At 54.8% G+C, this 22932-nt stretch carries 22 protein-coding genes; 16 read left to right on the top strand and 6 right to left on the bottom strand.

The window, feature by feature from the left end; translation table 11 throughout:
• Positions 1 to 97 precede the first annotated feature (97 nt).
• From ACMZ66_RS12435 to rbsK, 8 genes are all read left to right on the top strand, one after another.
• The gene (locus tag ACMZ66_RS12435; protein WP_416937524.1) at positions 98 to 2044 is read left to right on the top strand and encodes a sigma 54-interacting transcriptional regulator; all 1947 of its coding nucleotides are present in this window, start codon (positions 98 to 100) and stop codon (positions 2042 to 2044) included.
• Between the two features lie 169 nt (positions 2045 to 2213).
• Positions 2214 to 2408: a twin transmembrane helix small protein gene (locus tag ACMZ66_RS12430; RefSeq protein WP_416937523.1), complete on the top strand. Its 195-nt coding sequence runs from the start codon at positions 2214 to 2216 to the stop codon at positions 2406 to 2408.
• A gap of 44 nt (positions 2409 to 2452) precedes the next feature.
• Complete coding sequence (locus tag ACMZ66_RS12425) at positions 2453 to 3025, top strand: cob(I)yrinic acid a,c-diamide adenosyltransferase (protein ID WP_416937522.1); 573 nt, start codon at positions 2453 to 2455, stop codon at positions 3023 to 3025.
• Between the two features lie 245 nt (positions 3026 to 3270).
• Entirely contained in the window at positions 3271 to 4020 is a 750-nt protein-coding gene (locus ACMZ66_RS12420; RefSeq protein ID WP_416937521.1) for an electron transfer flavoprotein subunit beta/FixA family protein, read from the top strand.
• A gap of 15 nt (positions 4021 to 4035) precedes the next feature.
• On the top strand, positions 4036 to 4971 hold the full coding sequence (locus ACMZ66_RS12415) for an electron transfer flavoprotein subunit alpha/FixB family protein (RefSeq protein ID WP_416937520.1): 936 nt from the start codon (positions 4036 to 4038) through the stop codon (positions 4969 to 4971).
• A gap of 69 nt (positions 4972 to 5040) precedes the next feature.
• Positions 5041 to 5928, top strand: coding sequence for a 3-hydroxybutyryl-CoA dehydrogenase (locus tag ACMZ66_RS12410; RefSeq protein WP_416937519.1), 888 nt, complete (start codon positions 5041 to 5043; stop codon positions 5926 to 5928).
• Between the two features lie 167 nt (positions 5929 to 6095).
• Complete coding sequence (gene xylB, locus ACMZ66_RS12405) at positions 6096 to 7562, top strand: xylulokinase (RefSeq protein WP_416937518.1); 1467 nt, start codon at positions 6096 to 6098, stop codon at positions 7560 to 7562.
• A 146-nt stretch (positions 7563 to 7708) separates the two neighbouring features.
• A complete protein-coding gene (gene rbsK / locus ACMZ66_RS12400; RefSeq protein ID WP_416937517.1) occupies positions 7709 to 8632 on the top strand; it encodes a ribokinase in 924 nt (307 codons plus the stop codon).
• Positions 8633 to 8653: 21 nt separating this feature from the next.
• Here rbsK and ACMZ66_RS12395 read toward each other — a convergent pair whose 3' ends face one another.
• On the bottom strand, positions 8654 to 9214 hold the full coding sequence (locus ACMZ66_RS12395; RefSeq protein WP_416937516.1) for a redoxin domain-containing protein: 561 nt from the start codon (positions 9212 to 9214) through the stop codon (positions 8654 to 8656).
• A gap of 30 nt (positions 9215 to 9244) precedes the next feature.
• Between ACMZ66_RS12395 and argH the strand changes: the two genes are divergently transcribed.
• The 4 genes from argH (at position 9245) to ACMZ66_RS12375 (ending at position 14680) form a co-directional block, all read left to right on the top strand.
• Complete coding sequence (argH, locus tag ACMZ66_RS12390) at positions 9245 to 10660, top strand: argininosuccinate lyase (RefSeq protein WP_416937515.1); 1416 nt, start codon at positions 9245 to 9247, stop codon at positions 10658 to 10660.
• A complete protein-coding gene (lptM, locus tag ACMZ66_RS12385) occupies positions 10657 to 10803 on the top strand; it encodes an LPS translocon maturation chaperone LptM (RefSeq protein ID WP_416937514.1) in 147 nt (48 codons plus the stop codon). Before argH ends, lptM begins: the two co-directional genes overlap by 4 nt.
• Complete coding sequence (gene lysA, locus ACMZ66_RS12380) at positions 10800 to 12071, top strand: diaminopimelate decarboxylase (protein ID WP_416937513.1); 1272 nt, start codon at positions 10800 to 10802, stop codon at positions 12069 to 12071. Before lptM ends, lysA begins: the two co-directional genes overlap by 4 nt.
• A 176-nt stretch (positions 12072 to 12247) precedes the next feature.
• Positions 12248 to 14680, top strand: coding sequence for a DUF4175 domain-containing protein (locus tag ACMZ66_RS12375; protein ID WP_416937512.1), 2433 nt, complete (start codon positions 12248 to 12250; stop codon positions 14678 to 14680).
• A gap of 90 nt (positions 14681 to 14770) precedes the next feature.
• Here the strand turns inward: ACMZ66_RS12375 and ACMZ66_RS12370 are convergent, their stop codons facing one another.
• Positions 14771 to 15595, bottom strand: a complete 825-nt coding sequence (locus tag ACMZ66_RS12370) for a DUF3426 domain-containing protein (protein WP_416937511.1) — start codon at positions 15593 to 15595, stop codon at positions 14771 to 14773.
• Positions 15596 to 15955: 360 nt separating this feature from the next.
• Between ACMZ66_RS12370 and ftsE the strand changes: the two genes are divergently transcribed.
• The 4 genes from ftsE to ACMZ66_RS12350 all read left to right on the top strand — a co-directional run bounded on the left by ftsE (position 15956) and on the right by ACMZ66_RS12350 (position 19334).
• Entirely contained in the window at positions 15956 to 16633 is a 678-nt protein-coding gene (ftsE, locus tag ACMZ66_RS12365; RefSeq protein ID WP_101245378.1) for a cell division ATP-binding protein FtsE, read from the top strand.
• Between the two features lie 65 nt (positions 16634 to 16698).
• Positions 16699 to 17601: a cell division protein FtsX gene (locus ACMZ66_RS12360; protein ID WP_416937510.1), complete on the top strand. Its 903-nt coding sequence runs from the start codon at positions 16699 to 16701 to the stop codon at positions 17599 to 17601.
• A gap of 117 nt (positions 17602 to 17718) precedes the next feature.
• Positions 17719 to 18438, top strand: a complete 720-nt coding sequence (locus tag ACMZ66_RS12355) for a YdcF family protein (RefSeq protein ID WP_416937509.1) — start codon at positions 17719 to 17721, stop codon at positions 18436 to 18438.
• A gap of 89 nt (positions 18439 to 18527) precedes the next feature.
• Entirely contained in the window at positions 18528 to 19334 is an 807-nt protein-coding gene (locus tag ACMZ66_RS12350) for a lysophospholipid acyltransferase family protein (protein ID WP_416937508.1), read from the top strand.
• A gap of 102 nt (positions 19335 to 19436) precedes the next feature.
• Here ACMZ66_RS12350 and ACMZ66_RS12345 read toward each other — a convergent pair whose 3' ends face one another.
• From ACMZ66_RS12345 to ACMZ66_RS12330, 4 genes are all read right to left on the bottom strand, one after another.
• Positions 19437 to 20384: a DMT family transporter gene (locus ACMZ66_RS12345; RefSeq protein WP_416937507.1), complete on the bottom strand. Its 948-nt coding sequence runs from the start codon at positions 20382 to 20384 to the stop codon at positions 19437 to 19439.
• The gene (locus ACMZ66_RS12340) at positions 20384 to 20944 is read right to left on the bottom strand and encodes a gamma-glutamylcyclotransferase (RefSeq protein ID WP_416937506.1); all 561 of its coding nucleotides are present in this window, start codon (positions 20942 to 20944) and stop codon (positions 20384 to 20386) included. The genes ACMZ66_RS12345 and ACMZ66_RS12340 overlap by 1 nt, the downstream gene beginning before the upstream one ends.
• A 49-nt stretch (positions 20945 to 20993) precedes the next feature.
• A complete protein-coding gene (locus ACMZ66_RS12335; RefSeq protein WP_416937505.1) occupies positions 20994 to 21875 on the bottom strand; it encodes a DMT family transporter in 882 nt (293 codons plus the stop codon).
• A gap of 89 nt (positions 21876 to 21964) precedes the next feature.
• Positions 21965 to 22930 carry a prephenate/arogenate dehydrogenase family protein gene (locus ACMZ66_RS12330; protein WP_416937504.1) on the bottom strand — a complete coding sequence of 322 codons (966 nt, stop codon included), beginning with the start codon at positions 22928 to 22930 and terminating at the stop codon, positions 21965 to 21967.
• Between the last annotated feature and the right edge of the window lie 2 nt (positions 22931 to 22932).

Genomic DNA, 22932 nt, shown 5'->3' with positions numbered 1-22932 from the left:
GACTCTTGGTTCACAGGGTGAGAACGTTAGTAAATACGAAATTTCGTAATTTACGAAAAGTCGTAACACTTATTACGAAATTTCGTAGGAATGCGTGATGAGCCCGAGTGAAATCAAGCCGATAGAGGCAATCATCGACAACCTGCATTTGCAGGCACTTTTGGCACATACTCATCCCACACTGCTTATTCACCCCAAAACCGACAGCATTGTCTTTGCCAATCAAGCCGCTGCTGCACTTCTGGGACGCTCGATCGAGGAGCTGAAATCAAGCTCTGTGAGTGCATTGCACAAGGGACAGGTTCCAAGCCTTGTGGTGTTTAGCGAGGCCGCCCTTTATCACGGCTTTGCCTGGACGCGCGGACTTGATCTGACGCGTCCGGACGGGACGGAACTTAAGCTCGAACACGAAGCAAGGTCCGTCATCCTGAACGATCAGGAATATCTGACCGTGACGATTTCAGATCTGGATGCCCGCCATCGCCGCGATGTGGATTCCGAAGCAGATGATTACCTGCGCGAAGGGATATCCGAATGGCGACGTGCTGAGCGCTTCTTTCGCGAGATCGAACGCGAAAACCAATTGATTCTGGGGGCTGCTGGCGAAGGTATTTATGGGGTTAATAGCGACGGGGTGACGACCTTTGTGAACCCGGCGGCCGAGCGCATGCTAGGCTGGACGGCCGAGGATCTGGTTGGTCGCGAAATTCATTCGATCATTCACCATTCCCATGTCGATGGCGAACCCTATCACGCTGAACATTGCCCGATTTACAACGCGTTTCGCGAAGGCATCGTCAGACGGGTTGATGATGAAGTGTTCTGGCGCAGCGACGGCAAACCGATCCGGGTTGAATATACATCCACCCCCATTCGTGATCATGGCCTTGTCGTTGGCGCCGTGATCGTTTTCCGCGACATCACCGAACGTAAAATCGCCGAGGAAAAGCTGCATGCCGCATTAGCCGAAGTTGACCGGCTTCGGGAACGTCTTGAACTTGAAAATGCCTATCTGCAGGAAGAAATCCTGTCGACCAACAATCACCACGAGATCATTGGCCAGTCCGACGCCATTCAAGGTGCATTGAAGCAGATCGACCTTGTCGCGCCGACCGACGCCAACGTCCTGATCACGGGCGAGTCTGGTACGGGCAAGGAACTGATTGCGCGCGCCATTCATCAGGCCAGCACGCGATCTGATCGCGTGCTGGTCCGCGTGAACTGTGCGGCCATCCCCCATGAACTGTTCGAAAGCGAGTTCTTTGGCCATGTGCGCGGGGCCTTTACCGGGGCCGTGCGCGACCGTGTCGGGCGGTTTGAATTGGCCGATGGCGGCACCCTGTTTTTGGATGAGGTCGGCGAAATCCCGCTGGAACTACAGGGCAAGTTGCTGCGCGTTTTGCAGGATCAAAGGTTCGAACGCATCGGCGAAGAACGTACACGTGAAGTCAATGTGCGCCTGATTGCCGCAACCAACCGCGATCTTCGCGAAGAAGTGCGTCTGGGCCGGTTCCGCGAAGACCTTTATTTCCGACTTAATGTCTTCCCCATCGAATGCCGCCCACTTCGCGAACGCCCCGATGATATCCCGCCATTGGCATCACATTTCCTGCGCAACATTTGTCAGCGCCTGAATATTGCCCAGCCGACCCTGACGAAGGGACAGGTCCAAAATCTGCAAAACTATGGCTGGCCGGGCAATGCCCGCGAATTGGAAAATGTCATTGAACGTGCAGCCATTCTCGCACGGGATGGCAAGCTTCATTTTGATCTGCCCGACCTTGGCCGACGCGATCAACGCAGCATGGCGAATGCCGATACAAAAGCATCTGGACAGACGGAAAAAGGCATTCTGACCCGCGATGAATTGCGCAAGACCGAGTATGACAACATCGTCGAGGCTCTTAGAACGACGCAGGGCAAAATCTTTGGCGCAAATGGTGCCGCCGCGCTTTTGGATGTCAAACCAACCACACTTGCCTCGCGTATCAAGAAGCTCAAAATCGATCGCCGCAGCTTTGGCAGCACTGAAACCACGCAATAATTGCGAAAATTTCCATCGTCTGGTTGCCTGCGCGATCAGATTGGCGCAGCATGTCGCCGCCTTAAACAATGCCAACCACCTGCAAGCAGTGAAGGTCTTTGGACCCAATCATGATTGCAAAGCGGGTCTGACGCGATAAATCCATGGGCAGGAACAGGGAAGAACAAGAATGACTGCGTTTTTACAAATCGGTGTTTTGATTGCCATGGTGGCGGTTGCCGCGGTGCTTGTGATGGGCATCATTTCCATGGCGCGCGGCAAGGATGCGCGCAAATCAAACAAGCTGATGCAGTTGCGCGTATTGCTTCAAGCCGTTGCACTGGTGCTGCTTTTCATTCTTTCCCTGATGGCGCTTGGCAAATAAAGCAACGCCACCCAAAACCGATATTTGAATAAGACGGACAGCATATGGTTCAGCTCACACGCATCTATACGAAATCAGGCGACAAGGGCAAAACCGCCCTTGGCAATGGCACGCGCGTTCCGAAAAACTCGGTCCGGGTTGAGGCTTATGGCACCGTTGATGAAACCAATGCCGTGATTGGTGTTGCCCGTTTGCATTCCGAAGGCGAGGTCGATGCGATGCTCGCGCAAATCCAGAACGATCTGTTTGATCTGGGCGCGGACCTTTGTACGCCCGGTGACGGTACGGATGACAATCCCGAACAACCCGCCCTTCGCATTACAGCCAAGCAGACAGAGCGGCTTGAGCATGAGATCGATCAGATCAACGCCAACCTTGATCCGTTGAAATCATTTGTTCTTCCGGGTGGCAGCGCGCTTTCGGCTCAATTGCATATTGCCCGTACTGTGTCGCGCCGCGCCGAACGTCTAATTGTCGAGCTTGCCGGAATCGAGGCAATCAATCCCGAGGCAGTCCGCTATATCAACCGGCTTTCAGACCATATGTTTGTGCTGGCCCGTCACGCCAATAATGGCGGCAAAGACGATATTTTGTGGCAGCCGGGCCTGACCCGTTAGGGAAAAATATTGGACAAATCCCTGTTAATTGGCGGATTTGTGCCGTATCAAGGTTTCGAAGGGCATCAAAATTTCAGTAAAGAAGTTATCGTTAACGTCAACCTCTTTACGTAAATTGACAACCCGTAATGCACCCCCTATTGTGCATCGCGGGGAAAACAGTAACATCCGGGCCTTTGGCAACCTGCCCCGCGGCAGGAAGCGGAAAGCCCATAGTTTCGACAACAAAAACGAACAGGTCTGTCATGAAGGTTCTTGTCGCCGTTAAGCGCGTTGTGGATTACAACGTCAAGATCCGTGTCAAACAGGACCAGTCTGGCGTTGAATTGAACAACGTCAAAATGTCCATGAACCCGTTTGACGAAATCGCCGTTGAAGAGGCCATCCGCCTCAAAGAAGCTGGTACCGCCACCGAAGTGGTTGCTGTATCGCTCGGCGTTAAACAGTGCCAGGAAACTCTGCGCACCGCCCTTGCCATGGGTGCCGATCGCGGCATTCTGGTCGAAACCGAGGACGAGTTGCAGCCGCTGGCCGTTGCAAAACTTCTGAAAGAAGTCGTTGCCAAGGAAAGCCCGGATCTTGTGATCCTCGGCAAACAGGCAATCGACGATGATGCCAACCAAACCGGCCAGATGCTGGCAGCTCTGCTTGGTTGGGCGCAGGGTACGTTCGCATCCAAGGTCGTCATTGCTGATGGCAAAATGGATGTCACCCGTGAAGTCGATGGCGGTCTTGAGACCGTGAAGCTCGATCTTCCGGCGATCGTGACCACCGACTTGCGCCTCAATGAGCCGCGCTATGCGTCGCTGCCAAACATCATGAAAGCCAAGAAAAAGCCGCTCGATACCCTGACCCCGGCTGATCTTGGTGTTGATACCGCGCCGCGCCTGAAAACCCTGAAAGTCACCGAACCGGCGGCTCGTCAGGCAGGTGTCAAAGTTGCCGACGTGGCTGAGCTTGTCGACAAGCTCCGCAACGAAGCAAAAGTAATCTAAGCGGGGATCAATCAAATGAGCATTCTTGTTATTGCCGAACACGACAATACCGAACTGAAGGGTGGCACGCTTAACACCGTTGCTGCTGCACAGAAAATCGGTGGCGACATCACCATCCTCGTTGCTGGTGAAAACTGCCGCGGTGTTGCCGAAGCAGCCGCAAAGGTTGCTGGCGTTGCCAAGGTTCTGGTTGCTGATAACGCAGCCTATGGCCACTTCCTTGCTGAAAACCTGGCTGGCCTGGTCAGCGAACTGGCTGGCGATTACAGCCACGTTCTGGTTCCGGCTTCAACCTCGGGCAAAAACTTCATGCCGCGTGTTGCGGCCATGAAGGACGTCGCACAGATTTCCGACATCACCGATGTTGAAAGTGCCGATACCTTTGTTCGTCCGATCTATGCCGGTAACGCACTTGCGACCGTGCAGTCCTCTGACGCACTGAAACTGATCACTGTTCGTACCACGGGCTTTGATCCGGTTGCTGGCGAAGGTGGTTCTGCATCGATCGAAGACGTTTCCATCGCATCTGATGCAGGCAAGTCGAGCTTCGTCGGTCAGGAACTGACCGAGTCGGAGCGTCCGGAACTCACCGCGGCAAGCGTTGTGATCTCTGGCGGTCGTGGCATGGGTTCGGGTGAGAACTTCCACCTGATCGAACCGATTGCTGACAAACTCGGCGCTGCCATTGGCGCATCACGCGCTGCAGTTGATGCCGGATATGCCCCGAATGACTGGCAGGTCGGTCAAACCGGCAAAGTTGTTGCACCGCAGCTATACATTGCTGTAGGCATTTCGGGTGCTATTCAGCACCTTGCCGGCATGAAGGACAGTAAGGTCATTGTCGCGATCAACAAGGACGAAGAAGCACCGATCTTCTCGGTAGCTGATTACGGACTTGTCGCGGACCTGTTCGAGGCCCTTCCCGCTCTGGCGAGTGAACTCGACAAATAATCTGATCCCATTTAGGGTCAAAGCAGTGAATTCTATTGTTTTGACCCTAAGGGGACGAGTGGGGAACAAATGGCTTCGTTGGAAGATATCAAAACCATTGGCGTAATTGGCGCCGGTCAGATGGGCAATGGCATTGCACATGTGATCGCACTTGCCGGTTACGACGTCCGAATTCTCGACATTGCGCAAGATGCCCTCGATAAGGCCATCGGCGTGATGGAAAAGAACATGGACCGTCAGGTCAAAAAAGAGCTGATTACCGCAGCGCAAAAAGACGCGGCGATTGCCCGCATCTCAACCGGAACGGAATATGTGTTCCTTTCGGACTGCGATCTGGTGATCGAAGCGGCAACCGAGAATGAAGAGATCAAAAAACAGATCTTTAAAGCTCTGTGCCCGGTTCTTGGCCCCGAAGCCATTATCGCGACCAACACCTCGTCGATCTCGGTAACTCGTCTGGCGTCCTATACGGACCGTCCGTCGAAGTTCATGGGCATGCACTTCATGAACCCGGTGCCGCTGATGAAGCTGGTGGAACTGATCCGTGGTATTGCCACGGACGAAACCACCTATCGCACCATTCATGAACTGGTGAAGAAACTGGGCAAAGACACGGCAAGTGCTGAAGATTTCCCGGCTTTCATCGTCAACCGCATCCTGCTTCCGATGATCAACGAAGCGATCTACACGCTTTATGAAGGTGTGGGTAACGTCGAATCCATCGATACCGCAATGCGTCTGGGTGCAAACCACCCGATGGGCCCGCTGCAGCTGGCAGACTTTATTGGTCTGGATACCTGCCTTTCGATCATGCATGTGCTGCATGATGGTCTGGCCGATACCAAGTACCGTCCCTGCCCGCTTCTGGTCAAATATGTCGAAGCAGGCTGGCTTGGCCGTAAGGTCGGCCGCGGCTTCTATGACTATAGCGGGGATGAGCCGGTCCCGACCCGTTAAGGACTTGCTTGAAAATATTCGCATTTTGAAATTAAAGCCGCTGCCGATCGCAGCGGCTTTTTTCTGTTGCAATCAGCTCGCCAACCATCTGGAATATAGAACACTTCAACCCGCACAATCGTGATGCCGGGATTAAATGACAAAAGGCGTCTGGAGGCTGTCCGAATATGTTTCTCGGAATTGATGTCGGTACATCAGCGGTCAAGGCACTGCTGATCGACGAAAACTCGGCTACCCGTGCCGAGGCAGATATCCCTTTGTCGCTATCTTCCCCCAAACCGTTCTGGAGCGAACAGAACCCGACCGATTGGTGGGATGCTACCTTACGCGCGATTGACGCCCTTCATGCCCAAAATCCCGCCGCCATTGCCGCGACCCGCGCGATTGGCCTATCGGGGCAGATGCATGGGGCAACCTTGCTGGGCGATGATGACAAACCATTGCGCCCCGCCATTTTGTGGAATGATGGCCGCGCCATGCGTGAATGTGCGGAACTTGATGCTGCCTTGCCTGACCTTGGGATGCGCGCCGGGGTCGCCACCATGCCCGGCATGACCGCACCCAAACTGATCTGGCTGCGCAAGCATGAACCCGAACTTTTCGCCAAGATCAAAACCATCCTGCTGCCCAAGGACTATATCCGCCTTCACCTTTCGGGCGACAAGGCGACCGAGATGTCTGATGCTGCTGGCACGCTGTGGCTGGATGAAGAAAGCCGCAGCTGGAATGCAGATGCGATTGCGGCCTGCGGTCTTGATATGGCGCAGCTTCCAAAATTGGTCGAAGGATCAGACCCAACCGGCATACTGCGCCCTGAATTGGCGGAGCGCTGGGGCATGGGCAGCACTGTTGTCATTGCGGGTGGCGGCGGGGATGCCGCGACCGGTGGCATTGGGGTCGGGGCTGTGCGCCATGGGGATGGCTTTATCTCGCTTGGGACGTCGTCACAGATTTTTGTCGCCTCGGACAAATATCGCCCCAAACCCGAAGAACTCCTTCACAGCTTTACCCATGCCGTGCCCGAACATTGGTTCCAGATGGCGGTTTTGCTGAACGGCGCAAGTTGCCTGCAATGGGCGGCGGGACTTCTGGGGGAAACGGATATCGGTGCGTTGCTGAGCCGTGTTGAAGCCCAGCATAAGGCACCGTCCAACGTTTTGTTCCTGCCTTATCTGAATGGGGAGCGAACCCCGCATAACAATCCCTATGCGCGCGGTGTGTTCTTTGGCCTTGGCAGTGACACAGGGCGTGAAACCATGGTTCAGGCGGTGCTTGAAGGTGTTGCCTTTGCGCTCAGCGATGCGCAATCTCGCCTGCATGCCGCAGGCACACATTGTGATTTGCCTGGTGTGATTGGCGGCGGTGCACGCAGTCGATACTGGATCCAGCTGATTTCCGACATCATGGGAACCCCGCTTGCCCGTTATGAAGGGGCCGCCAAGGGGCCCGCATTCGGTGCGGCGCGATTGGGGCGCTTGGCACTTACCAACGAGGCGGTAGAAGATGTCTGTCAGAAACCGGCAATCGAGGAAGTGATCGAACCCGATCAGGCCCGCCATGCATCCTATGCGCCGCGTTTTGCCAAATTCCAGCGCATCTATGCTGCCCTGTCAGATGAATTCACCCCTGACTGAGCAGCCCTGCATATCAATCCCTTAGCTTTGACCTTTCAATGATCCAATTTTGCACGCACAGCATTTTGGACGCTTACCCTATTTAAACCACTGATCTAGTACTCATATTAGCATGAGGTATTAGTTTAACGCCATTTGGATAGACCATGAGTATTGCAGTCGTTGGAAGCTCGAACGTTGATTTCGCCGCACGCGTGGCAAAGTTTCCACAACCCGGCCAAACGGTTTCGGCCCGCGAATATAAAACCGGCCCCGGTGGCAAAGGCTGTAATCAGGCGATTGCGGTCGCACGGCTTGGCGTTTCCCCGACCTTCATTTCCAAAATCGCCGATGATCTTTTGGGTCGGCAGCTGATTGATACGCTACGTTCCGAGGGCCTGAATACCAATCATCTGATCATTGCCGAGGAGTCCCAGACCGGGACGGCTTTGATATCAATCGATGATGCCGGTGAAAACATGATCACGGTGGTTGGCGGGGCGAACATGACCATGACGCGCGCGGACCTGCATGAAAAACAGCATCTGCTGCGCGAATGCGATTATTTGCTGCTGCAACTGGAATGCCCGGTGGTCGCGATTGATTGCGCAATCAAATATGCCCGCGAAGGCAAAGCCAAGATCATTCTTGATCCGGCCCCGGTGCAGGATCATGTCGTGATGCGCGATCTCTTGGCGATCAGCGACATCGTAACGCCTAATAGCAGCGAATGTCTGGCCATGACCGGGATTGAACCGGTTGATATGCCAACCGCACGTGCCGCTGCCCAGAAGCTGCATGACATGGGCCCGGAAACCGTGATCATTAAAATGGGACGTCACGGCGCGTTCTATTCATCCGCTGGTCAAACCGGGTTGGTTCCGGCCTTCGAGGTCACAGCAATTGATACGGTGGCAGCCGGTGATTGCTTTAACGGTGGCCTTGCGGTTGCGCTTCATGGCGGTCAGTCCCTGGAAGATGCTGTGCGTTTTGCCTGCGCAACCGGCGCATTGGCAACGACACGCAACGGGGCGGCGGATGCCGCGCCAAACCTTGAACAGGTTCTGGAACTGATTGAAGGCCGGACTTAATACCCGGCTGATAAAATCCGATCAGGACGTCTGGGCGATCAAGGCATCGAAGTAATCGATGACGGCAGGCGCATCCCACTTTGCGATGCCTTCAAGCTTGCCCTGAACAAAACCATTCCCATCAATCACAAAACTGGTCGGAAGGCCGCGTGCACCCATCTTGCGCGCAATGGCGCCGCGCGGGTCCAGGGCGACGTCAAGATTGCCAATTCCATTCTTTTCAAAGAATTCCGTCACGGCTGCAGCCCCACCGCGATCCTGACTAAGTGCCAGCACCTTGAACGGTTTGCCTTCCATCTCGGCGGCCAGCTGATCAAGTTCGGGCATTTCTTTGACGCATGGCACGCACCAGGTCGCCCACAGATTGACCAGAATAACCTGCCCTTTCAGGCTATTAAGGGGGACTTGCTGATCATTTTCGTCGACAAAGATGATGTCTTGGGGCAAAGAACCATCATCGGATGGGGCAACCATCTTTGAAAGTTCTTGTGGGAATTGCGTATCTGCAAAGGCAGGGGTTGCATAAATGCCCGATATCGCGACAATCACGCCAAGTTTTACGTAACGAAGCAAAGCCTTCACAACACCCACCTTTCCAGACTGCGGATCACAATGACCGATCAAAACGCTACCGACCAGAAAAACGCAAACTCCCTTTGGGGCGGCCGCTTCGAAGCTGGCCCGTCGGCCATCATGGAAGAAATCAATGCTTCCATCGGTTTCGACAAGCGCCTTTACGCCCAGGATATTCAGGGCTCCAAAGCCCATTGCGCCATGCTGGTCAAGCAGAACATCATTCCTGCAGAAGATGGCGAAAAGATAACCAACGGTCTAGACCAAATTCTTCAAGAAATCGAGAGTGGCAATTTCCAGTTCTCAAGCGCGCTTGAAGATATCCACATGAATGTTGAAAGCCGCCTGCGCGAGCTGATCGGTCCGGCGGCAGGCCGCCTGCATACCGCACGTTCGCGTAACGATCAGGTCGCAACTGATTTCAAACTGTGGGTGCGTGACGTTGCCTTGGGCGATCTTGAAGCAGGTCTTAAGGGCCTTCAGGATGCCCTGATCACGCAGGCTGAAACCCATGCTGAAACCATCATGCCGGGCTTCACCCACCTTCAGGCAGCCCAGCCGGTCACCTTTGGCCATCATCTTCTGGCCTATGTTGAAATGTTTGGTCGTGACCGTGGACGCGTTGCCGATTGCCGCACGCGTGTGAATGAAAACCCGCTGGGCTCGGCCGCCCTTGCCGGTACGCCTTATCCGATTGATCGTCACATGACGGCAAGCGCGCTTGGCTTTGATCGCCCGACCGCGAACTCGCTGGATGCGGTATCGGATCGTGACTTTGCGCTGGAATACCTCAATGCCGCATCGATCGCCGCCATGCATCTGTCGCGTCTGGCCGAAGAAATGGTGATCTGGTGCTCCGCCCAGTTCCGTTTCATCGGCATGTCTGACAAGTTTTCGACCGGCTCTTCGATCATGCCGCAGAAACGTAATCCGGATGCCGCCGAACTGATCCGCCCCAAGATCGGCCGCATCGTTGGGTGCTATAATTCCTTGATGCTGTCGATGAAGGGCCTTCCGCTGGCCTATTCCAAGGACATGCAGGAAGACAAGGAACCGGTCTTTGAAGCCCATGACCATCTGGGTCTGTGCGTTGCTGCCATGACCGGCATGGTTGCCGATATGAAGGTCCATGCCGATAACATGCGCGCTGCAGCCGGTGCCGGTTACACCACCGCAACCGATCTTGCCGATTGGCTGGTGGCCGAACTTGGCATGCCGTTCCGTGATGCGCACCATGTGGTTGGCGCGACCGTGAAACTGGCAGAAAGCAAAGGTTGCGATCTTGATCAGCTTGCCCTTGAAGACCTTCAGGGCATTGAGCCGAAAATCACCAATGCGGTTTATGACGTCCTGACCGTCGAAGCATCGGTTGCCGCCCGCCAAAGCTTTGGCGGTACTGCACCGGTTCGCGTGAAGGAATCCGTTGTGGCAGCAAAGGAAAGGTTTCTGAAATGAACGTCGCTTTGCTTAAACGCGGCACCGTGATCACGCTGGCAGTCATGCTGGGTCTTTCGGTTGCGGCCTGCGGCAAAAAAGGTCCGCTCGAACCGCCGACCGACAAAGGTTACGAATATCCAAGGGACTACCCGGCAAAATGAACCATTTTGAATATATTGATGGCGTCCTTCACGCTGAAGGTGTCTCGATCCCGGAGATGGCTGAGAAAGTCGGCACTCCGTTCTTCTGCTATTCGACGGCAACGCTTGAACGCCATTATCATGTTTATGCTGATGCGTTCGAAGGACTGGATGCGACCGTATGCTTTGCGGTTAAAGCCAACTCCAACCAAGCTGTTCTGAAGACTCTTGCCAATCAGGGTGCGGGTGCGGACGTTGTTTCGGTTGGTGAAATGCGCCGCGCATTGCGTGCAGGCATGCCCCCCAGCAAAGTGATCTTTTCGGGCGTTGGCAAGGCCGAAGCCGAAATTCGCGAGGCACTTGAAGCCGATATCGCGCAGATCAACGTTGAAAGCATTCCTGAACTTCAGGAAGTAAACCGCGTTGCCATCGATATGGGCAAAAAGGCCCGCATTGCATTGCGCGTCAATCCGCATGTGGATGCCAAAACCCACGAGAAAATCGCAACCGGAAAGGCTGAAAACAAATTCGGCATCGACTGGACCCGTGCGATTGAAGTGTACCGTGATGCCGCCGCCATGGACGGTATCGAGGTTACCGGTATTGCCATGCATATCGGATCACAGCTGACCGATCTGGCACCGTTCCGCGAAGCGTTCACCCGCCTTGCTGATCTGGTGGAACAGCTTCGTTCCGAAGGCATTGAAATCCGCAATCTTGATCTTGGTGGTGGTCTTGGCATCGCCTATCAGGGTGAAACCCCGCCGCTTCCAGACGCCTATGGGCAGATGGTGCGTGAAACGGTCGGCCATCTTGGTTGTCACATCACGCTTGAGCCGGGTCGTCTGATTGCCGGTAATGCCGGGATCATGGTTTCGCGCGTTATGTATATCAAAGACGGTGAAGCAAAACGCTTTGTCATTCTTGATGCGGCGATGAACGATCTGATCCGCCCGACCCTTTATAGCGCCTATCACGAAATCATCCCGGTGGATGAGCTGGTCGAAGGCGAAGAACAGGCAGTTGTCGATGTGGTTGGCCCGGTTTGCGAAACCGGTGACACGTTTGGCAAGGACCGCAAGCTTCCCGATAGCCTGAAGGCTGGCGATCTGGTTGCTGTGATGTCGGCGGGTGCTTATGGCGCTGTCATGTCATCGACTTACAACACCCGTGCGCTGACCCCGGAAGTTCTGGTGAAGGGCAATAATTTTGCCATCGTCCGTCCGCGTCAGGAAATCGAAGATCTGATCAAAATGGATCAGGTCCCGGCATGGTTGAGCAACGAATAACGTTTGCCGCGCATTTTAAAATTCAAAAAGGGCAGCTCAGACCATCTGAGCTGCCCTTTTTATTTGACCGTCCCCGCATCGAACAGCTTGACCCGCCCTGTCAAAACCCCAAGTTTTAAAGGGTAAGCGTTGCGATTACCCGCGCAGCGCATTGGCAATCAAGGGCCAGCTAACGCATGTCGCTGATACCACCGTATCCCGGAATGGAACGTCATGTGCGCAAGACGCGCATGATTATGCTGTGGGAATCGGTTTGGCCCTGCTTGATTCCGTCGCTTTCTGTTGTGGTGCTCACGGTTGGCTTGACGCTGACCGGGGCGTTTGAGTTCCTACCTGCGACCGGTCATATAATGTTGCTTTCGGTCCTGTCGGTGGCAACGATGGTGACGGTGGTTGCCCCATGGCGCAATTTCCGCTGGCCCACCAGACGTGACATCCTGCACCGGATCGAGATTGAAAACCGCCTTGAAAACAATCCGCTGCAAAGTCTTGAAGACCATATTCAGGATACCGATGATCCGCTGACCAGCTATTTGTGGCAACGCCAGCTTGGCCTGCATGAAGCAGCAATTGCCAAACTGCGCCTGCCCCATCCGATCCCGGCGATTACCCGCATTGACCGGTTTGGCCTGACCGCCATTCCGGTGTTGTTGCTGTTTGTTGGTCTGATGGCGGGTGCTAACCATGTCTCGGAACGCTTTTCAAAGGCCTTCAGCCCGCTTCAGCGTCTTGGGGCAGCGGACTTCAGCGCAACCCTTTGGGTGACCCCACCGGCTTATACAGGGCAGGTACCGCGTGTTTTACGCTTTAGTGCCTTATCAGGTGATACGCCGCAAACCGGCACGACCGACACCACCGACGGTCAAAATGGCAAAACCAGCGAGGTAATTTCGGTTCAGGTTCCCGCCGGATCGACACTTGATGGCAGTATCTCAAGCATCTGGGCCCCGACCCTGACCGCACCGGATGGCGAACGTGCCTTTACCGAAAGCAGTGAGAACAGCTATGTGCTGTCTACCGCGATCGAACAATCGGGTGAATGGAAGATATCGGTCTGGGGCAATGACCGCCTGACACTGAATATCGAGCTTCTGGCAGATAAGGCACCCAGCCTGTCATTCGTTAGCCCACCCACAGTGACCCGCCGCGATCATTTGCGCCTTGATTACATTGCCAATGACGATTACGGCCTGGCCGAGCTTGATCTGATCATTACCCCCGCCCCGGAAGACGGTGCGATTGGCCAATATGGCCCGATTGAGCAGATCTCGATTGATCTGAAGGGCGAAGGTACCTCTTCATCGGCGATGCCAACCCGGATTGAAGGACCGCGCTTTGTCGATCTGGTGGCCCATCCATGGGCGGGCCTTCCGGTCAATATCCAGATGGTATCGCGCGACAATGCCGATCAAAGTGCCGAAAGTGATGTCAGATCTCTGATGTTGCCTGAGCGGGAATTTAGCCACCCGGTCGCGCAAAAGCTGATTGCCATTCGTCGGGGGCTTTTGCGCTATCCCGACCGGGCGCTGGAGATGCATCAGGCGATCTTGCCCGTCCTCTATGCCCCGCAGGCCTTTAATGGCCATATCGGCGTCTTTTTGGCCCTGTCGGTGGCCGAGAACCGGTTGGCTGCCAATATGTATGACCGCGCCGTCCATCAGGATGTTGCAGGGCTTCTGTGGCATATCGCCGAAGAGATTGAACGTGGAAGCTATGGCATTGCTGAACGCAATCTGATGGAGGCCGAAGAACGCCTGCTTGAAGCTTTGGCCAACCCGGATGTGACCGAAGCCGAAATTGCCCGCCTGATTGATGAATATCGCCAAGCCCTGAACGAATATCTGGCAGCACTCACCCGTGAAAGCCCGCAGGCATCTGAGGACCAACCACAGGCAGCCGCCACCCTTGAACAACAAGACCTGTCACGCATCATTGATCAGATCGATGCCCTGATGCGGGCCGGTGCACGTGATGAAGCCCGCCAGTTGATCGACCGGTTGCGGGAACTGGTTGAAAACATGCAGGTCACCACGGGTGAAGGCGGCATGGATATCACATCCACACTTCGTGAGATGCTTGATGGCATGCGCGATCTGTCACGCCGCCAGCAAGATTTGATGAATGAGGGTGACGTTTCAAACAATCAGAGCGGCCCCGGCCCACGCGCCAATCAGCAACAAGGATTGGCAGATGACGCTAGTGACATCATGCAGAATCCAGGCCTCGGCCAATTTGGTGACGTCAGTGGCATGAATTCGGTCATTGATGCGATGCGCGGCGCGGCAGAGGCCTTAGGACACAACCGATCGCACGAGGCCCTTCAATATCAGCGCCAAGCCATGGATGCCCTGCAACAAGGTATTGGTGAAATCAGCCGCGCGCTTGAAGGGCTGAGCCAGATGGCACCGATGCTTGAAGACCTTGAAGGATCTGGTCGCCGTGACCCACTGGGTCGTCCGGTTGGGGGCGATGGCACAACAATCATCCCGGATGTAAACACGCTCGAACGCGCCTGGCGCATCTTGCAGGAACTTCGTCGTCGGTCCGGCGACCCGGATCGCCCGCAGATCGAACAGGAATATATCGACCGGCTGTTAAAACGGTTCTGATGCCCTTTCCCGGAACGAACCATCCTAACGTCATCAACAAAAAAGGCAGCATTTCAAACGCTGCCTTTTTGATGAATATCGGGTCTGACCTTATGGCTCGACCGCTTCACGCGGATCAAGGAAGGTAACCTGCAAGCGGGTCGCGGTCGGGTTCGGACGGCGGATTTTGGTTTCCACCGTCAGCGTTTCACCAACCGGCAGGAACTGCTGTTCCATCGGCATTTCTGCACCTGTGCTGACCATCGTCTCATCATAGATCAGCGGGACTTTCTTGCGTTGAACCACACGATCGAGCGGATCAAGCAGTTCGATCAGAAGATAGGGCAGAGCACGCGGCTCTTCGCTGATATTGACGATCTCGGCACGGACAACAAGAACATCGACACCGTCCTCGTCTTCACGGGTCGGCGGCAATTCGCGGATATCAAGACCTTCACCAACATGGGGAACATCAAGGCCCACCATGTCATAGACCTTGGCGATTGGCGGCCACATTTCGATGACCTGATCCTTGGCAAAATAACCACCAGCACCAATCCCGCCCAACAAAAGCAGGAAGATGAGCCAGCCGATGATACCCTTTTTCTTTTTGGGTTCCGGCTTCGGATTATTGCGGATCAGCTGCTGCGGAATGGGAGGCGGATCTGGAATTTTGTCTGCATCTTCAAAGCCCGGGTCAACCTGACCGCCCCCCATCTGGTCGGCATTGAAATCAGCCCCAAGCGCGCCGTCTTCGTTGAACGGCGGCGGAAGATCATTCTGCGGTGCGGGCTTTGGCGCAGCTTTCTTTACGCCGGGCGGGTCCTGATACCAGCTATTGCCGCAGCTTTTACAGCGCACGGTTCGGCCTTTGGGGCCGATGGCTTCTGTCTTAACTGAGTATTTCTTGGAACACTCTGGGCAAGTAATGATCATTGCAAACCTGGCATTTCGATGACAGCGGCATCAAACATGGGAGGGCATAAAACTATCACCGACTGACGTTCCCCCAAACCCGTCAGTTGTGATCTACACTATATGTAAATAGCCGCGATTTAACAGACTGTTAAGCACAGATAACAGAAGCTGCCCGGATTTGGGTGTCAAACCATTGCCTAAATGCCACGATCATGGCATCGCAAAGCAAAGGAAAAGCCAGCCAATCTGCTACATTCATATTCGATAATGTGATGACAGCAAGGGCCTATCCCCCTGTCAAACCATTTAGAAACCCGTTAACAATTGCAAAGGCCACGGCCCAAGCAAACCGTCATTCTGCCAGATGGAGCACCGATTTTGACCGAAGTTGTCAGTTTCAGGAATGTCGGGGTCCGATACGAATCCGGACCGGAAATTCTGCGCGACCTTAATTTTTCGCTGGGTCGCGGCAGTTTCCATTTCCTGACCGGTGCATCGGGTGCGGGTAAATCGACACTGATGCGTCTTTTATATCTGGCACTTCGCCAGACGCGCGGCGAGATCAACATATTTGGCCGCGATAACATCCGCATCCCGCGCGAAGAATTGCCGGCAATTCGCCGCAAGATCGGCGTCGTGTTTCAGGATTTCCGTCTGATCAACCATCTGACAACGTTTGAAAACGTCGCGTTGCCATTGCGCGTTGCCGGGGTCGAAGACCTTCAGATCCGCAAAAACGTGACCGAGCTTCTCGAATGGGTTGGTCTTGGCGATCACATCAATGCGCAACCATCCAGGCTTTCGGGTGGTCAGCAGCAGCGTGTTGCCATCGCGCGCGCCGTGATTGGTCGCCCGGCCCTTCTTCTGGCTGATGAGCCAACCGGGAACGTTGATGATCGAATCGCCATGCGTTTGCTATATTTGTTTGAAGAACTGAACAAGCTGGGCACGACCGTTCTGATTGCCACCCATAACCGGCAACTGGTCAGACGGTTTGGTCATACCCAGTGGCTGCTGGAAGGTGGCACGTTACACGACGTCACCCATAGCGGCTGAAGACTTTCGGTACCCGAGTTTCGCGACAACAAGATCAACCAGATCATCAGGACCAACACACGATCATGGCTTTTCGCGCACCACCATCGCATCTACCGCTTGAAAGCAATTCATCCTCGCGCTTTTTGCCGAGTATCGTTGCTTTGATGGTTGCCCTGCTGACGTTTTCCATCGTCGGCCTGGCTGCGTTGCATGACAGTGTCGGCCAGTGGTCCGGCCAGATTGAAGGCAGCCTGTCGATCCAGGTACCGCCAACTGATCTTGCCAATCGCAGCCCGATTGAACGCGAAGAAGCTTTGCAAGGCACAGTCGATAGCATCATCGAACAGGTTTCAACCCTGCCCGGCATCGCCCGGATCGAGGAATTGAGCCCCGATACCATGGCAGCCCTTTTGGAGCCGTGGCTGGGCCCCGATGAAGTTGTCAGCGAACTTCCCATCCCGCGCATCATCGAAATCACGCCTGAAACCGGTTTTAACTATGATGCGCTGGAAAGCCGCTTGGGCATGATCGCGCCCGAAGCCGTGCTTGATGATCATCGCATCTGGATCGAACGGATTGCCGATGTCGCCTTTTCGGTCGAACTTGCCTTGGCCGTTTTGATCATTGTTCTGTTTGGCGCGACCATGCTTTCTGTCGTTTTTGCCACGCGTTCGGGGCTTTCGATCCATCATCGCATCATTGAATTGCTGCATCTGATCGGCGCACAGGATGGCTATATCGCGCGTCAGTTCGGGCGTCATAATCAGCGATTGGCGTTCTTTGGTGCGCTTCTGGGTCTTTTGATCGCGCTTCCGGTTTCGGCATTGATTGCATGGCTTGGCATGCGGGCCGGTTGGCCGATCCCATCACTGGTTTTAAGCCCGACTTTCATTGCCCTGATTGTCGCCATTCCCTTTATCGTTGCCATGGTCGCAGGCATCACCGCCACCCGCACCGTGCTGCGTGTCCTACACCGGATGTTGTAACGTCGATCCGGCCTCCGTATAGTCCTTTTGAAAACATCTTCCCTTTTGGGATCATGGGTTTGGCCACCTCAGGAGATCAGAATACATGCCAGCACACCGACTTTTGGGCACGCATTCATGAGCAAGCCACCACTTAGTGTGCAGCAACGTCGCCGCTTTCGCCGTTTTCGCTTTTTGCTATCGACCCTGATCTTTTGCGGGTTGATCTGGGCGGCCGGTTTCATCTGGTATGTTGATTACATCCCAACCACGGTCGACAACCCCGATCAGCGCACCGATGCGATTGTCGTTCTGACCGGCGGCAGCGAACGCCTGTCCGAGGGACGCCGTCTTTTGACCCGGGGTCTGGCCAAAAAGCTTTTCATCTCCGGCGTCTATCGCGGGGTTGAGGTCGACGAACTTCTGTCTGTTGGCAAATCCGACCCACGCCTTGTGGCCTGCTGTGTGGTGCTGGGCCATGTTGCGGAAAACACGCGCGGCAATGCGATTGAAACCGCTGTCTGGGTCTATGAAGAAGGGTTTAAAAGCCTTCGTATCGTCACGGCCAATTACCATATGCCGCGATCGCTTTTGGAATTCAGAAGCCTGATGCCCGATGTCGAAATCATTGCACACCCGGTTTTCCCCGATAACGTCAAAATCGACAATTGGTGGCGTTTCCCGGGCAGCACGGCCCTGATTGCCAGCGAATATAACAAGTATGTCTTTGCCAGCCTGCGCAACACTTTGCTGACCTGGTTGCCCGACGGTGACCGCTCCGCATTGCGCGGCCCCAACGAAGTAGCCCCGCAGCAGCAGGACTATTCAGCGTCGAATGCGACGGGCAAAGACGGGTGACAATCAACGTTTTCCGATTGCCATATTGCTGTTACAAAGCAGGAAATACTGAGGGTCACGGACCCGAGACCTATGAAGGATTTTTCTGAATGAGAGCGCTCCGCGCGTTACTGTTTAACGTGTTGTTTTTCGGCGGAACTGCTGTTCTGTGCCTAAGCCTGATCCCGTTGATGCTGTTTGGGCGCAAAGCCAACCAGTTCGTTGGTCATGCCTGGTGCCGGTTGGTCCAGTTCATGCTGCGCTATTCTGTCGGGATGCGTCGGCGCATCACCGGGCTTGAAAATCTGCCCAAGGGCCCCTGCATTCTGGTCGCTAAGCACCAATCCGCATGGGAAACGCTGACCTTCCATACGGTGGTTGAGGATCCGGCCTATATCCTGAAGAAAGAACTGACCAAGATCCCGGTTTTTGGCCAGTTCCTGACCCTTTCAGGCCAAATTGCCGTTGATCGGTCTGCTGGTGGCTCCGCCCTTAAGGACATGATCAAGGGGGCGCAAAAGGCGCTTGAGGAAAACCGTCAGGTGATCATTTTCCCGGAAGGGACGCGCACCCCACCCGGTTCAAACCGCCCGTATCATCCGGGCATCTATGCGCTTTATAAGGCCTTCCCCGATTACAAGGTCATCCCGGTTGCGCTTAATTCCGGCATGTTCTGGGGCCGTCACAGCTTTATGAAGTATGGTGGTCAGGTGACCATGGAACTCATGAAGCCGATTGAGCCTGATCTTGATCGCAAGACCTTCATGAAGGAAATCAAAACCCGGATTGATACGCGCACCAAGGAACTTGAAAACCAAGCGCAGCATGAATTCAATCTGCCGATGTTGACCTCCGACGATATCGAAGCTGAAGAAGCCAAGAGCGACAGCAAGGCCAAGGCTGAGACCGCGGAATAGGCGCAAAGCATTTCTGATCAGCACCAACTGATCGCATAAACAAAAAGGCCGGACATGCACCAAGCAGTCCGGCCTTTTTGCTGTTTGTTTGATGGTCCTTGATCAGGCTTTGCGTCGCGTTGCCTGCCAGATGCCAAAGGCAATAAGGCTGATGCCGCCCAAATGGTAAAGATGCAACTCTTCGCCAAGGAAGATGATCGCAAGACCACTGGCAAAGACCGGCATCAGATACAGGAACACGCCCGCATTGGCCGGACCAACAATCGACACACCCTTGTTCCAGAACAGATAACCAAGGAATGCCGGACCTGCCGCGATATAGAAGATTTTCAGCAAATCAGGCCATGCCGGATCAAGATGGGTAAAGAACGGTTCCCCATCAACGACAATCGACCAGATATAAAGCGGGGTCAGGAAGACCAGACCGATCAGGGCAGATACGAAAACAAGGCTAAGCGGATGCACCTTTGGGGCACGCTTGAGCAACATGGAATAGGCCGCCCAGACCATGGCCGAGATCGTGGCAAACACGTCACCCGATACGAAATCCATGCGCGCAAAGACCGACACATCGCCTTTGGCAATAATGGTCGCAGTTCCGGCACCTGCGATCAAAACACCGGCCCATTGGCCAAGTTTTGGCTTATCCGCAGTCAGAACCGCAGCAAAGATCAAAACCCAGACTGGTGTGGTCGCATTCAGAAGACCGGTATTGACCGCCGTGGTGTTATAGGCCGCAAGATAAATCACGACAGAGAACAGAAACACGCCGGTAAAGCCGATCAGGAACATCGACATTTTATGCTGCGCCATCACGCGTAGGTCACGGCCAAGATGTTTGAAGCAAACCGGGAACAGCAGCATCGCTGCAATCAGCCAACGCCAGAATGAAAGCGCCTCAAACGGAACAGTCGCGTTTACACCACGCGCCACGACATGGTTTGAACCCCACATCATCGCGCACGCAATCAACATCAAATAGGCAACCGTCATCGGCGTGTTATCGCCCGCAGACTGGGTCGATGCGGTCGAACTGTTGGACTGCGCCATCAGATGCCAGCCCCCATATTGATCTCGCCATATTCACGGCGCACCAAATCCATCAGGTCATGCAGCGGTGGATCAACGATCCCCATTTGATCAAGGTGCAACACAGTGTTTTCCAAATATTCAAGGTTCGGGCCGACATTGCCATGCGCCGCAACGATGATCTCGACCGCCGTTCGGACCGGAAGGTTCCCGGCATATTGTTCATGGGTCGGATCAGCGACATAGGTATGCGCAATCACCTTGCGGCCGTCGTCAAGTTCGACCTCAACATCGACTGGGATATAGGTGTTGGTGACAAGCTCGCGCTCGTCGAGATAGGCCTTCACCGCATTCCATTTGCCCGGATCAATCCGAAACGCATTGCCAACGCATTCCCCACCCGCATTCAGGCCAAGGACCAAGCCCGGGTTTTCCGGGGTGCCGCGATAATGATGCGAATAGATACAGAAGGATCGATGATATCCCGGCAGCAGTGCACGGGCCCGTTCGACAAAGTCAAACCCCGGCCGCCACAGCAGCGATCCATATCCAAATACCCATTTTTCGCGGGCGTCAGTCACTCTTTCCTCCGGCAGGCAAGCATTCGTTAGAACTGATATTTACGGGAACCTAACGCTTCATGATCACCAATGCCACCCCAAGTGCTGCAATGGCAAATCCGGCAAAGCCCAAAAGACCCAGTTGTTCATCAAACAGAACCCAGGCAAAGAAGGCCGCCGTCGGCGGCACCAGATAGAACATGCTCGCCACACGGGTGGCTTCGCCCTGCTTGATCAGCACCATCAAAAGCATGATCGCGCCGATCGACAGAACCAGCACCAACCAGGCCATCGCCAGAATGAAGTCCATGCTCCATTCCACGGTCAGCGGTTCTTTAAACAGGGCGACAAGACCGACAAAGACGCTGGCGGCAACATACTGCACCACCGTACCGCCCATCAGGTCCATGCCCGTGCAAAAGCGCTTCTGATAAAGGGTACCGGCCGTCATACCAAACAGGGCCGCAACCGCAAGCCCGATGCCAAAGGCCGTGATGCCAACCCCGTCACCAATCTTTGGCAATAGCACAAGGGCCACACCGACAAGACCCAGGATCAAACCACCCCACTGGCGCAGCGAAACCCGTTCGCCCAACAATGATCCAACCACAGATGCCGTGACAACTGGTTGCAACCCAACAATTAATGCCGCCAAGCCCGCCGGAAGCCCCGTATCAATCGCCCAGAAAACCCCGCCCAGATAAACACCATGCACCAGCACACCGGCCGTCCCGATATGGGCTGCTTCGCGCCAGGTTTTGGGCCACTTGCCACCCATCAGGGCAACAACCGGTACCATCAGGATCAGGACAATGACGAAACGGACAAACAGGAAAACAAACGGATCGGCATAGGGCAGGCCGAACTTCGCGCCAACGAAGCCAGTGCTCCAGAGAAACACAAACACAAACGGCATAATCCGGCCAAAGGCCGGATGATTGGTGGCAGACATGACTATCCCCTTAGATCGGTCCGTCAAGCTTGGTGGGGCTGCTTGATAGGCCGCACAGGATGACCCGCAGTATGCCGGTCAGTCCAGAATTATTCAGCGGGCTTCTTCTTGCCCTTTTCGTCACTATGGCGGTCTTCACCCTCGGCCGAGAAGTTCGCGAAATACTGACCGGCATCAACAATGCCGCGACGAATTTCACGCGTGCGCGAAAACAGCTCGAACAGCTTTTCGCCCTCGCCCCAGCGAATGGCGCGTTGCAGGGCCATCAGGTCTTCCTGAAAACGTCCAAGAACCTCAAGCACGGCTTCGCGGTTATTCAAAAACACGTCGCGCCACATCGTCGGGTCGGATGCCGCAATTCGGGTAAAGTCACGGAAACCGGTCGCGGAAAACTTGATTACTTCCTGACGCAGCGCATCTTCAAGATCGGTTGCCGTACCGACAATGGTGTAGGCAATCAGATGCGGTAGGTGTGACGTGATGCCAAGAATACGGTCATGATGATCGGCATCCATGCATTCAACATACATGCCGCACGCTTCCCAAAGGGCTTTGACCTTGTCCCTGGCCGCGTCGCTTTCGCCCGGGATCGGGGTCAGGATGCACCAGCGTTCTTCAAACAGTTCCGGGAAACCGGAATCCGGACCGGAATGCTCAGTCCCGGCAAGCGGGTGACCCGGTACGAAATGAACACCTTCGTCAAGATGCGGGGCGATATCACGAATGACTGACTGTTTGACCGACCCGACGTCGGAAACAATCGCACCCTTTTTCAAAACACCCGTAAGCTGTGCGCCGATGGCTTCGTTGGCACCGACCGGCGCACAGATCATCACCAGATCCGCGTCACCAACCGCCTGTTTGATGTCGCAATAGGCCTCATCGGCAATGCCAAGTTCAAGCACACGGTCACGGGTCGCTTCTGAGCGAACCGCACAGGTAACTTTGTTGGCAAGGCCGTCTCGCTTGATGCGACGGGCCATGGATGAGCCAATCAGGCCCATGCCGATAAAGGCGACAGTTTCAAACAGCGGTTGGGATGCGGTATTGGTCATTT

This window comes from Thalassospira sp., assembly GCF_048059015.1.
Lineage (GTDB): Bacteria > Pseudomonadota > Alphaproteobacteria > Rhodospirillales > Thalassospiraceae > Thalassospira.
The sequence above is the reverse complement of the archived record's forward strand: the minus strand, read 5'-3'. Positions and strand labels throughout refer to the sequence as shown.